Raw genomic sequence first — 12,425 nt, forward strand, 5'->3', positions numbered from 1 at the left:
GGCCGGGTAACCGGCCTCAAGCAGGGGAGCGGGGGTTCACCAGGCCGGGTAGCGCCCGCCGAGCGCCGGGTGGCCCGGGTCGCGGCTGCCGAACAGCACCAGCAGGTCGTCCGCGACCGTCAGCAGCTCGGTCCGCCCCTCGATCGCCCGGGTCCAGCCGTCGGGCAGCGCGGAAGCGCCGTACGCGGCCCCGACCAGGTTGCCGCAGACCGCGCCGGTCGAGTCGCTGTCCCCGGAGTGGTTGACCGACAGCAGCAGCGCGGTGCGCACCGGGTCGGGGTCGAGGGTGGCCGCCAGCAGCGAGTACACCGCGATGGCCAGGCACTCCTCGGCGATCCAGCCCAGTCCGACCCGTTCCACGGTGTCCGCCGAGGGCTCGGCCTCCTGGGCCAGCCGCACCGCCCGGGCCAGCGCCTGCACGGTCTCCTTGGAGCACGGCAGCTCGCGGATCTGCTCCACCGTCTCGCCGACCGCCGCCCACGGCTCCGTCCCGGCCGCCAGCCGCTCGACCAGCGCCGCGAAGGCGCCCGCCGCCAGGTAGCCGGTCGGGTGCCCGTGGGTGAGCTGGGCGCACTGCACGGCCAGCCCGAAGGACTGCTCGACGCCCAGCCGGGCCAGCCCGAACGGCGCCGAGCGCATCACCGTGCCGCAGCCCTTGGAGTCGGGGTTGATCGGCCCCGGCAGCCCGATCGGGGCCGGCGCCTCGAACACCGGGTGCTCGGACGCCCCGCTCAGGCAGGCGTTGCCCGGCGCCCGCCGGGCGTACAGGAACGGCCGGCCCAGCAGCCAGCCGTCGTACGGGCGGGGCTGCGGCTCGGTGTCCGGCGCGGGCTGGAACTGGGTGCGCAGCCAGCGCCGGTAGGCGCCGTGCACGGCCTCCGGCACCGAGCCGCCGCCGCCCGTCCAACCCCGGACGAAGCCGCGGATCAGGCCCTCGGCGGTGAACAGCGTCATCTGGGTGTCGTCGGTGACCTCCACCGACCCGGTGCCCCCGGACGGCAGCGTGGTCACGCCCTGCGGTCCGAACCGGTCCTGGATCTGGTGGAGCTGCTGGAACTCCACCGGCCAGCCCAGCGCGTCACCGATCGCGCCGCCGAGCAGCGCACCGCGCACCCGGTCCCGGTATCCCGACTCCGCCGCCGACTCGGTCACGTCGAATCCCCCTTCGTTCGTGGCGGGGTCGTTTCTATCAGGCGGGACGTCGGTTGTGGATCTCGCCCCGCCCGTGCAGCGCCGCCCGGTCGGCCGCGGCCCGCCCGGCCGCCCAGCCCTCGCCGTCGCTGACCCTCACCCGCTGCGAGACCAGCTTCGGGAACAGCCGGCCCACCTCGTCGTCCACCGCCGCCGAGCGGGCGGCCAGCGCGGGCAGCAGCCGCTCGTCCGGCAGCAGCTGCTCCTCGGTGCCGTCCTCGCGCAGGTGGCGGCCGGCCGCGGCGGCGCTGGTGGCCCGCTCGGTGGCGGCGGTCAGCCGCTCGCGGATCCGCGCCGCGTAGGCGACCAGGAAGGACTGCCGGAACGCCTTGCTGCGGGAGTCCTTGCCGGAGCCCGCCTTGTTGAGCGCGTGGGTGGCCTGCACCAGCAGCGAGGTGTAGAGCAGCTCGACGCCGTCCAGGTCCCCGTCGAAGCCGATCACGGTGCAGAAGCCGAACTCCTTGGCCCACACCACCCGGCACCGGTTGGCCGCCGCCACCGCGTCCAGCAGCATCGTCTTGGGGCCCTCGTACGGGTTGTCCACGCCGATCCGCAGCGCCGCCGGGGTGTCCCGGTCGGCGGTGGCGGCGGCCAGCAGCGCCTCGTCGATGCTGTGCTGGGCCATCAGCTGCTGGGCCTTGGCGGTCAGCGCCTCGGCCTCCTCCGGGTACTCGGTGGACTCGGCCTTGGCCAGCAGCGCCCGGATCCGGGCCAGCATCCGCGGCTCGCCGGTCACCGGAACGGCGGGGCGCTCCGCCCGTACGGCCTGGCCGGGGGCCGGGCCGACCGGCGCGATCGGGGGCAGCCGGCCCCAGCTGCGCAGCAGCTCCAGGACGGCGGTGGCGAGCGCGAAGCGGTCCAGCCGGTGCCGGTGGGCGAAGGCCCCGAGGTACTGCTCGTCGGTCGGCCACCAGACCTCGGTCTCCAGCTCGCGCAGCTGCTCCTGCCAGCGCCGGTCCAGTGCGGCGGCGGGGTGCCGGCGGCCCTCGGCGGCGATCAGGTCCACCGCGAGCGCCAGGTGGACGGGCTTCAGTCCGCGCCGCACCACCCGAACCAGGTCCGCCGGGCGCCACCCGGCCGACCAGCAGCGGCCCACCGCGGTGTCCGCGTACCCCAGCAGCGCCCGGCTGACCGCCGACCACTGCCCGGCCGAGGCGGCCAGCAGCGAGGCCCCGGTGTCCAGCGCGAGGTCCAGCCCCTCCTCCGGCGCGGTGAGCACCGCGCGCACCGCCTGCTCCAGCAGCGGCCCGGCGTTCCCGTCGCCCTGCTGCGCGCGCTTGCCCACGGTGTGTCCCTGCTCTCCTCGACGGTTTCGGCCCCTCCGGCCATGATGCCGGAGGGGCCGAGGAGACGGGATGCGCCCCGGGGCTACCGCTCGATGGCCTTGGCCATGATCTCCGGCACCCGGTCCAGCAGCTTGGCGGCCGCCAGCCGGATGCCCAGGGTGGCGACCAGGGCGCCGTAGAGCGGGCCGAGCAGCAGCAGTGGCCAGGTCGGACCGTCCGAGGTCAGCGCCCAGAGCAGGTAGCCGCCGACCGGCAGGGCGAGCACCGCGACGCCGAGCATCGAGCCGAACTGGTTGAGCAGGATCAGCCCGCCCTGCCCGGGGGCGGCGTTGCGCATCGGGTTGCTGTCGGCGGGCATGGTGTACGGCGCGATCACGCTGAACACCGAGCCGAGCGCGATGCCGCAGCCGAGCACCGCCAGGGCCAGGCCGACCGCGGACGGCAGCCCGGCCCAGTCGCCGGTGGCGGCGGCCAGCACCACCCCGAGCACCAGCGTGACCGGGACGGCGTACGACAGCACCGCGTACGCCCGGCCGCGCAGCTCGTCCCGGGCGTCGGCGGGGGTGCGCAGGGTGGCGGCGACCATCCAGAACGCCGAGCCGTCCATGCCGAACAGGTTGAGCATCTGCAGCCCGAGGAAGGTCCCGGTCATGGCCAGCAGGTAGACGCTCGACCAGCCCTGGACCACCGACAGCACGCAGATCACCAGCGTCATCCCGATGCTGGTGAACAGCGCGGCCTTGGCCCGCGGTTCGCGCCAGGCGTACCGCAGGTGGCGCTGCATCACCGCGCCGGTGCGACCCTCGGGCAGGAACCGCCAGCCGCGGCTGTTCTCCACCCCGCGGGCCACCTCCAGGGTGGACGAGTCGGCGGTGACCATCAGCTCCTGGAGGCTGCCCCGCCACCAGCGCAGCAGCAGGACGAGCAGCGCGGCGGCCGCGGCCAGCTGCAGCACCGCCTGGGGGTACTCGCCCGCGCCGACGCTGCGCGGGGCGTCGACCGCGCTGATCGGCGGGATCCAGCGCAGCACCCCGGCGATCGGCTTGAGCGGGCTGAGGTCGAGGTCCTGGCCGTGCTGGCGGCCGAAGATGCTCTGCGAGCCGACGTTGGCGGCCTGGACGAGCAGGGCGAAGGCCAGCCCGCCGAAGATCGCGAAGTCCTTGCCGCGCCGGCTGGAGAGCATCCGGGCGTTCCCGGCCGCGACCGCCCGGGACAGCGTGATCAGGCAGAGCAGCGCCAGTGGCACCGCGACCACCGCGACGGCGGCCGAGGCGCCCCCGTCCGCGCCGGACAGCACCGCACCGGTCACCAGCACCAGGCTGATCAGCGGACCGGGCCCGATCAGCGCGGCCAGCAGCGAGCCGCGCAGCAGCGGGCCGGGCCGCAGCGGCAGCATGGTGAGCCTGGTCGGGTCGGCGCTCTCGTCGCTGGAGAAGAGGAACAGCGGCAGCGCGGCCCAGCCCAGGGTGAGCACGCCGAGCAGCATCACCCCGGTGTCCCCGGAGCCGGCGTAGCGCCCGTTCAGCATCGCCATGCCGAGGGCCGTCAAGCCCGCGAGGAGCAGGCCGAGCACACCGCCGATGACGTACACGGCGGTCCGGCCGGGGCTGCGGCGCAGCCCGTTGCGCAGCAGCCGCAGCTTGAGCGCGACCATGCCGCGGACCACCGTTCGCCCGTCGGGCACGGTCGGGGAGGTCACTGGGCGCTCCCGCCGAGCCAGCCGAGGGCCTGGCCGTCGTCCTCGCGGACGCCGATCAGCTCCAGGAAGGCCTCGTGCAGGCTGCGCCCGCCCCGGACGGTGTCCAGCGACCCCTGGGCGATCACCCGGCCGACGTTGACCACGGCGACCCAGTCGCAGAGCTGCTCGACCAGTTCCATCACGTGGCTGGAGAAGACCACCGTGGAGCCGGCCGCCGCGTACCGCTTGAGCACGCCGCGGATGGTCTGGGCGGAGACGGGGTCGACGCCCTCGAAGGGCTCGTCCAGGAACAGCACGTCGGGGTTGTGCAGCAGGGCGGCGGCCAGGCCGATCTTCTTGCGCATGCCGGTGGAGTAGTCGGCGACCAGCTTGTCGGCGTCCCGGCCGAGGTCCAGGACGGCCAGCAGCTCCTCGGCGCGGCGGTCCACCTCGGCGGCGGGCAGGCCGCGCAGCCGGCCGGTGTACTGGAGCAGCTCGCGCCCGCTGAGCCGTTCGAACATCCGCAGGCCCTCGGGCAGGATGCCGATCCGGGCCTTGACGGTGACCGGGTCGGCCCACACGTCGGTGCCGTGCACCAGCACGGTGCCCTGGTCGGGCCGGAGCAGGCCGGTGACCATGGACAGGGTGGTGGTCTTGCCCGCGCCGTTCGGCCCGACCAGGCCGATGAACGAACCGGCGGGCAGCTCCAGGCTGAGCCCGGCCACCGCGGCCTGGGTGCCGAAGTGCTTCCACAGTCCTTGGATGCTGACGGCGGAGGGGGTGCCCGGTCCGGAGGGACCGGCGGGACCGGCGGGGGTCGGTTCGTCGGGCGACGGTGCTGACGCCTGCATGGCGGCCTTCTGTCTGTGGTCGTGGGTGGTCGGGCGGGTGGTCATGGGCGGTCGGGCGGCTGGTCGGGCGGGGCTGCTGCGGGCCCAGCCTGTCACTGCCCGAACAGGCTGTCGCCCGCTTTGAGGATCCCCTGAGCCTGTCCGCCGAACGGGTGAGGCGCGCCGTGCGGCGGCCGTTCCCGACGGCCGGGTTCCGGTTGGCGTGGATCGGTCGGCGATCCGATCCGGCAACTACTCAGTTCCCTTGTTCGTCCTGCACTATGAGGACCAGTGAGCACACGGGGGTGCCGTGTTGCCGGGAGGTGGCGGATGTCCGTTCAACCGTGGGGCGAGCCCGGCCCCGCCGATCGGCCCGGCCGTCGGCCGGCGCCCGGCGGCTGGCCGGCTCCGTCGTCGTCCCAGTCGTCCCCGCAGGCCGCGATGCGGGCGAGCCACGCGGACCGGGACCGGACGGTGGACGTGCTGAAGGCCGGGTTCGCCGAGGGCCGGCTGTCCGCCGAGGAGTACGAGCAGCGCCACGAGGCCGCGGCCCGGGCGCTCACCTACGGCGAGCTGGCCGTGCTGGTGGCCGACCTGCCGACCGGGCCGATGACGCCGCTGCAGGCCGCGCAGCCGGTCCCGGCGACCTTCCTGGTGCCGCCGCCGGTGCCGCAGGCCCGGCCCACCAGCGTGCTGGCGGTGGTCTCCCTGGTGTGCGGTCTGACCGGCTTCCTGGCGCTGCCGGCCCTGCCCGCCGTGATCACCGGCCACCTCGCCCGCGCGCAGATCCGCGAGCGCAACCTGGACGGCGACTGGGCGGCCGTCCTGGGACTGGTGCTCGGCTACCTGGGCAGCGCCTTCTGGCTGCTGATCTTCCTGCTGGGCGTCGCCTAGGCGTGGCCCGGGGCGGTTCCGCTCCGCTGGCGGGGCCCCGCGGACTGTGGTAGAGCGGTTGGAGGGCGGCCCGACACCGGCTGGTTGCGCACGGGACACCGGGGCGACACCCGGCCGAAGGCCGCGACCTGCGGCGTTGCATTTGTTTTGACCGCGCCCCATGCGCTAGGTACGCTCTGACCTTGTGCCTGGGGTGTCCCCGGGTCCTTGTGCGTGCATGCACACCGGTCGCCGCGCCGAGCCGGAGCGCTTCCCAGCGCGCCGCGCGTAGAGCGCCGTCGCTGTACATCAGCCATGGGATTCCGTGTCGGAAAACGCCCAACACACCCGACCGCGTGGGTCGACCACGGGGTCTGGTGCGAGGGAGACACCACAGGTTAGTTCCACCAAGCCTTGGCACACAGAAAACGGAGAAACGGTGCCTACGATCCAGCAGCTGGTCCGAAAGGGCCGGCAGGACAAGGTCGAGAAGAACAAGACTCCCGCGCTGAAGGGCTCCCCGCAGCGCCGTGGGGTCTGCACGCGTGTGTACACGACCACCCCGAAGAAGCCGAACTCGGCGCTTCGTAAGGTCGCCCGTGTGCGCCTCACCAGCGGGATCGAGGTCACCGCTTACATCCCGGGCGAGGGCCACAACCTGCAGGAGCACTCCATCGTGCTGGTGCGCGGTGGTCGTGTGAAGGACCTTCCTGGTGTCCGCTACAAGATCATCCGCGGTTCGCTCGACACCCAGGGTGTCAAGAACCGCAAGCAGGCTCGCAGCCGCTACGGCGCCAAGAAGGAGAAGTAAGAATGCCTCGTAAGGGCCCCGCCCCGAAGCGCCCGGTCATCATCGACCCGGTCTACGGCTCCCCGGTCGTCACCCAGCTGGTCAACAAGATCCTGCTGCACGGCAAGCGCTCCACCGCCGAGCGGATCGTTTACGGCGCCCTTGAGGGCGTCCGTGAGAAGACCGGCTCGGACCCGGTCGTCACGCTGAAGCGTGCGCTGGAGAACGTCAAGCCGGCCCTCGAGGTCAAGTCCCGCCGTGTCGGTGGCGCGACCTACCAGGTTCCGGTCGAGGTCCGTCCGGGCCGCGCCAGCACCCTGGCGCTGCGCTGGATGGTCGGTTACTCCCGCGCCCGTCGCGAGAAGACCATGACCGAGCGCCTGATGAACGAGATCCTCGACGCCAGCAACGGTCTGGGCGCTTCCGTGAAGCGTCGCGAGGACACCCACAAGATGGCCGAGTCCAACAAGGCCTTCGCGCACTACCGCTGGTAGTCCGTACCCCGTCACTAGACAGAGAGAGAACGAGCCACCATGGCTGCAACCTCCCTTGACCTCGCCAGGGTCCGCAACATCGGGATCATGGCGCACATCGACGCGGGCAAGACCACCACCACCGAGCGGATCCTGTTCTACACCGGTGTCTCGTACAAGATCGGTGAGGTCCACGATGGCGCTGCCACCATGGACTGGATGGAGCAGGAGCAGGAGCGCGGCATCACGATCACGTCGGCCGCGACGACCTGCCACTGGACGGTCGACGGCGTCGACAACACCATCAACATCATCGACACCCCGGGTCACGTCGACTTCACCGTCGAGGTGGAGCGTTCGCTGCGCGTCCTCGACGGTGCCGTGACGGTGTTCGACGGTGTCGCCGGTGTCGAGCCCCAGTCCGAGACCGTGTGGCGGCAGGCTGACCGCTACGGCGTCCCGCGCATCTGCTTCATCAACAAGCTGGACCGCACGGGCGCGAACTTCTTCTTCTGCGTCGACACCATCGTGGAGCGCCTCGGCGCCACCCCGCTGGTGATGCAGCTGCCGATCGGTGCCGAGGCGGACTTCCAGGGCGTTGTCGACCTGGTCCGCATGAAGGCGCTGGTCTGGTCCGCCGAGGCCGCCAAGGGCGAGATGTACGACATCGTCGACATCCCGGCCGACCTGCAGGAGCAGGCCGAGGAGTACCGCACCCAGCTGATCGACACGGTCTCGAACGTCAGCGACGAGATCATGGAGCTCGCCCTCGAAGAGGCCGAGATCCCGGTCGAGCTGCTGCAGGACGCGATCCGCAAGGGCACCCTGAACTCGGACTTCACCCCGATCTTCTGTGGTACCGCCTTCAAGAACAAGGGCGTTCAGCCCCTGCTCGACGCGGTCGTCAAGTACCTGCCGTCGCCGCTGGACATCGAGTCCGTCGAGGGCACCAAGCCGAACGACCCGGACACCAAGATCTCGCGCAAGGCGTCGGACGAGGAGCCCCTCGCCGCCCTCGCGTTCAAGATCATGTCCGACCCGCACCTGGGCAAGCTCACCTTCGTCCGGATCTACTCCGGTCGCCTGGAGTCCGGCACCTCGGTGCTGAACGCCGTCAAGGGCAAGAAGGAGCGCATCGGCAAGATCTACCGCATGCACGCGAACAAGCGTGAGGAGATCGAGTCGGTGGGCGCCGGCGACATCGTCGCCGTCATGGGCCTCAAGCAGACCACCACCGGTGAGACGCTGGCCGACGAGAAGCACCCGGTCATCCTGGAGTCCATGGACTTCCCGGCCCCGGTCATCCGCGTCGCCATCGAGCCCAAGTCCAAGGGTGACCAGGAGAAGCTGGGTGTCGCCATCCAGCGTCTCGCCGAGGAGGACCCGTCCTTCCAGGTCAACACGGACGAGGAGACCGGCCAGACCATCATCGCGGGTATGGGCGAGCTGCACCTTGAGGTGCTCGTCGACCGTATGCGCCGTGAGTTCAAGGTCGAGGCCAACGTCGGCAAGCCGCAGGTCGCGTACCGCGAGACGATCCGTCAGGCCGTCGAGCGCATCGACTACACGCACAAGAAGCAGACCGGTGGTTCCGGTCAGTTCGCGAAGATCCAGATCGCGATCGAGCCGCTTGAGCAGGCCGAGGGCTACGAGTTCGTGAACAAGGTCACCGGTGGCCGCGTGCCGAAGGAGTACATCCCTTCGGTCGACGCCGGTTGCCAGGAGGCCATGGAGTTCGGTGTGCTCGCCGGCTACCCGCTCCAGGGCGTCCGCGTCACGCTGCTCGACGGTGCCTCGCACGACGTCGACTCCTCCGAGCTCGCGTTCAAGATCGCCGGTTCGATGGCCTTCAAGGAAGGCGCGCGGAAGGCCAAGCCGGTCCTCCTTGAGCCGATGATGGCCGTCGAGGTCACCACGCCCGAGGACTACATGGGCGACGTGATCGGCGACATCAACTCTCGCCGTGGCCAGATCCGGTCCATGGACGAGCGTTTCGGCGCCCGCGTCGTCACGGCGCTGGTGCCCCTCTCCGAGATGTTCGGCTACGTCGGTGACCTGCGCAGCAAGACCTCTGGTCGCGCCAACTACTCGATGCAGTTCGACTCGTACGCCGAGGTCCCCAAGGCCGTGGCCGAGGAGATCATCGCCAAGTCCAAGGGCGAGTGACATCCCGACATTCGGGATGATTCACACCCCTTAGGCTGTCGAGAGGCGACCCGGGAGGATCCGTCCGGATCCTCCCGGGCCCTCCGGCCCCCCACCCACGGGGCGGCGCGAGGTGCTTCGGGCACCCGGGTCGGGCCCGTATCAAAGACCAACTGACGTCAGCACGGCGTACAGGAACTGTCCTCAGGAGGACTCAGTGGCCAAGGCGAAGTTCGAGCGGACGAAGCCCCACGTCAACATCGGCACCATCGGTCACATCGACCACGGCAAGACCACGCTGACCGCGGCCATCACCAAGGTGCTGCACGACGCGTACCCGGAGATCAACCCCTTCACGCCGTTCGACCAGATCGACAAGGCGCCGGAGGAGCGTCAGCGCGGTATCACCATCTCGATCGCGCACGTCGAGTACCAGACCGAGGCGCGTCACTACGCCCACGTCGACTGCCCCGGTCACGCTGACTACATCAAGAACATGATCACCGGTGCGGCCCAGATGGACGGTGCGATCCTCGTCGTCGCCGCCACCGACGGCCCGATGCCGCAGACCAAGGAGCACGTCCTCCTGGCCCGCCAGGTCGGCGTCCCCTACATCGTCGTCGCCCTGAACAAGGCCGACATGGTGGACGACGAGGAGATCCTGGAGCTCGTCGAGCTCGAGGTCCGCGAGCTCCTCTCCGAGTACGAGTTCCCGGGCGACGACCTGCCGGTCGTCCGCGTCTCCGCGCTGAAGGCGCTGGAGGGCGACAAGGAGTGGGGCGAGAAGCTCCTCGGCCTCATGCACGCGGTCGACGAGAGCATCCCGACCCCGGCCCGCGCCGTGGACCAGCCGTTCCTGATGCCGATCGAGGACGTCTTCACGATCACCGGTCGTGGCACCGTCGTCACCGGCCGCATCGAGCGTGGCATCCTCAAGGTCAACGAGACTGTCGACATCATCGGCATCAAGGAGACCAAGACCACCACCACGGTCACCGGCATCGAGATGTTCCGCAAGCTGCTCGACGAGGGCCAGGCCGGTGAGAACGTCGGTCTGCTCCTCCGTGGCATCAAGCGCGAGGACGTCGAGCGCGGCCAGGTCATCATCAAGCCGGGTTCGGTCACGCCGCACACCGACTTCGAGGCCCAGTCCTACATCCTGTCGAAGGACGAGGGTGGCCGTCACACCCCGTTCTTCAACAACTACCGCCCGCAGTTCTACTTCCGTACCACGGACGTGACCGGCGTCGTGACCCTCCCCGAGGGCACCGAGATGGTCATGCCGGGCGACAACACCGCCATGACCGTCGCGCTGATCCAGCCGATCGCCATGGAGGAGGGCCTGAAGTTCGCCATCCGTGAGGGTGGCCGCACCGTCGGCGCCGGCCAGGTCACCAAGATCATCAAGTAATTGATGCTCTGACCTGCCTGCCCCGTCAGGCTCGTCCGAAGGGCCCCACGCACCTCGCGGTGCGTGGGGCCCTTCGGCGTCTAACCCGGCGCTCACCTGCGCGCACTTCCTCTCACGGGGTGCTCATCGCCGACTGTTATGGTCGGCTCACCATCCAGCCCCGCCGTCGCGGAAAGTGGGATCCAACGCATGTCTACGGCACCGCTGTTGTCGGTCGTGATGCCGATCTACAACGAGCAGGAGGCGCTCCCGCTGACGGTCGAGCGGCTGCGTCCGATCCTGGACGCGCTGGGGGTCGCCTACGAGGTCGTCGGTGTCGACGACGGGAGCCGGGACGCCACGCCCGTGCTGATGCAGAAGATCCGGCAGGACTGGCCCGAGTTCCGCATCGTCCGTTTCGCCCGCAACTCCGGGCACCAGGCCGCGCTCACCGCGGGCATCCACCGGGCCCTCGGCGACTACGTGGTCAGCATCGACGCCGACCTCCAGGACCCGCCGGAGAAGATCCCGGAGATGCTCTCGCTGGCCCGCGAGCAGAGCCTCGACGTGGTCTACGGCGTGCGCGGGGACCGCGGCACCGACACCGCCTTCAAGCGGCGCACGGCCGGCGCCTACTACTGGCTGATGCGCCGGCTGGTCGGCAAGCGGATGCCCAACCAGGCCGGCGACTTCCGGCTGCTCAGCCGGGCCGCCGTGGACGCCCTGAAGCGGCTGCCCGAGCACCAGCCGGTCTACCGGCTGCTGGTGCCCTGGCTGGGCTTCCCCAGCGGCGAGGTGGTGTACGTCCGCGAGGAGCGGGTGGCCGGCGCCACCCACTACCCGCTGTCCAAGATGCTCCGGCTCGCGCTGGACAGCATCACCAACTTCTCCGCCGCCCCGCTGCGACTGGCCACCTACCTCGGCCTGATCAGCTTCGTGGTCTGCATCGCGCTCGCGGTCCACGCCACCGTCTCCTACGCACTCGGCTCGACGGTGCCCGGCTGGTCCTCGCTGTTCATCGGGATGCTCTTCCTCGGCGGCGTGCAGCTGATCTGCGTCGGCCTGCTGGGGGAGTACGTGGGCCGGATCTACTCGGCGGTGCAGAACCGTCCGACCTACTTCGTCGGCTACGACTCGGCCGAGGACGACGAACGGGGCCGGGGCCGGTGACGCTGATCGAGGAGCCCGTCGGGCCCACCCCGGGTGAGCCCGTCGAGCCCGCCCCGGGGACCCGTCGCCAGCTGCCGTCCTTCCTGGTCATCGGCGTCCTGAGCACGGTCTTCTACCTGGGGCTGTTCGTCCTCGCCCGGTTGTTCACCGACCCGCAGGTGGCCAACCTGATCGCGCTGGCCGTCAGCGCGGTCGCCAACACGGCGGCCAACCGCCGCTTCACCTTCGGGGTGGTCGGCTCGCAGGGGATGGTCCGCCACCAGTTGCAGGGCGCGGTGGCCTTCCTGATCGGCCTCGGCCTCAGCTCGGGGGTGCTCGCCCTGCTGGACCGGCTGGTGCCGCACGCCGCCCGGCCGGTGGAGGTGGCCGGGCTGGTGGTCGCCAACGGGCTGGCCACGGTGGCGCGGTTCGTGCTGCTGAAGGTCTGGGTCTTCCGCGGGGGTGCCGCCGGGCCCGCCGGTTCCTGACCCCTCCTGCGCCCTCCTGCCCCCTCTTGTCCCTTCTTGCCCCGAACGGATCGGACGGCCCACCGGGGTCGATCGTTCGTGGACCGCCCTTCCCCGCCCCTGGGTCACTGGGGGTAATCGGGGCCTCGGTAT

At 71.0% G+C, this 12,425-nt stretch carries 11 protein-coding genes; 7 read left to right on the forward strand and 4 right to left on the reverse strand.

Going from position 1 to position 12,425, the window contains the following annotated elements; all coding sequences use genetic code 11:
- Positions 1-36 precede the first annotated feature (36 nt).
- The 4 genes from ACIP4P_RS10790 to ACIP4P_RS10805 form a co-directional block, all read right to left on the reverse strand.
- Entirely contained in the window at positions 37-1,152 is a 1,116-nt protein-coding gene (locus tag ACIP4P_RS10790; RefSeq protein WP_400916827.1) for an ADP-ribosylglycohydrolase family protein, read from the reverse strand.
- Positions 1,153-1,189: 37 nt separating this feature from the next.
- Positions 1,190-2,476 (reverse strand): DUF2786 domain-containing protein, encoded by a 1,287-nt coding sequence (locus ACIP4P_RS10795; RefSeq protein WP_400916829.1) that lies wholly within the window; start codon positions 2,474-2,476, stop codon positions 1,190-1,192.
- Positions 2,477-2,559: 83 nt separating this feature from the next.
- Entirely contained in the window at positions 2,560-4,176 is a 1,617-nt protein-coding gene (locus tag ACIP4P_RS10800; protein WP_400916830.1) for a transporter, read from the reverse strand.
- Positions 4,173-5,006 carry an ABC transporter ATP-binding protein gene (locus tag ACIP4P_RS10805; protein ID WP_400916832.1) on the reverse strand — a complete coding sequence of 278 codons (834 nt, stop codon included), beginning with the start codon at positions 5,004-5,006 and terminating at the stop codon, positions 4,173-4,175. The genes ACIP4P_RS10800 and ACIP4P_RS10805 overlap by 4 nt, the downstream gene beginning before the upstream one ends.
- Positions 5,007-5,315: 309 nt before the next feature.
- Here ACIP4P_RS10805 and ACIP4P_RS10810 point away from each other — a divergent pair, with 309 nt between their 5' ends.
- From ACIP4P_RS10810 to ACIP4P_RS10840, 7 genes are all read left to right on the forward strand, one after another.
- On the forward strand, positions 5,316-5,879 hold the full coding sequence (locus ACIP4P_RS10810) for a DUF1707 and DUF4190 domain-containing protein (protein WP_350511327.1): 564 nt from the start codon (positions 5,316-5,318) through the stop codon (positions 5,877-5,879).
- 418 nt (positions 5,880-6,297) lie between these two features.
- Positions 6,298-6,669 carry a 30S ribosomal protein S12 gene (gene rpsL / locus ACIP4P_RS10815; RefSeq protein WP_014144289.1) on the forward strand — a complete coding sequence of 124 codons (372 nt, stop codon included), beginning with the start codon at positions 6,298-6,300 and terminating at the stop codon, positions 6,667-6,669.
- A 2-nt stretch (positions 6,670-6,671) separates the two neighbouring features.
- On the forward strand, positions 6,672-7,142 hold the full coding sequence (rpsG, locus tag ACIP4P_RS10820; protein ID WP_030055803.1) for a 30S ribosomal protein S7: 471 nt from the start codon (positions 6,672-6,674) through the stop codon (positions 7,140-7,142).
- Positions 7,143-7,181: 39 nt separating this feature from the next.
- Positions 7,182-9,287, forward strand: a complete 2,106-nt coding sequence (gene fusA / locus ACIP4P_RS10825; protein WP_350511326.1) for an elongation factor G — start codon at positions 7,182-7,184, stop codon at positions 9,285-9,287.
- Between the two features lie 196 nt (positions 9,288-9,483).
- Positions 9,484-10,677, forward strand: coding sequence for an elongation factor Tu (gene tuf / locus ACIP4P_RS10830; protein WP_031063092.1), 1,194 nt, complete (start codon positions 9,484-9,486; stop codon positions 10,675-10,677).
- A 189-nt stretch (positions 10,678-10,866) separates the two neighbouring features.
- Positions 10,867-11,826: a glycosyltransferase family 2 protein gene (locus tag ACIP4P_RS10835; protein WP_350511325.1), complete on the forward strand. Its 960-nt coding sequence runs from the start codon at positions 10,867-10,869 to the stop codon at positions 11,824-11,826.
- The gene (locus ACIP4P_RS10840) at positions 11,823-12,293 is read left to right on the forward strand and encodes a GtrA family protein (protein WP_400916835.1); all 471 of its coding nucleotides are present in this window, start codon (positions 11,823-11,825) and stop codon (positions 12,291-12,293) included. Before ACIP4P_RS10835 ends, ACIP4P_RS10840 begins: the two co-directional genes overlap by 4 nt.
- Positions 12,294-12,425 lie beyond the last annotated feature (132 nt).

The organism is Kitasatospora sp. NPDC089509, from assembly GCF_044749365.1.
Taxonomy (GTDB): Bacteria; Actinomycetota; Actinomycetes; order Streptomycetales; family Streptomycetaceae; genus Kitasatospora.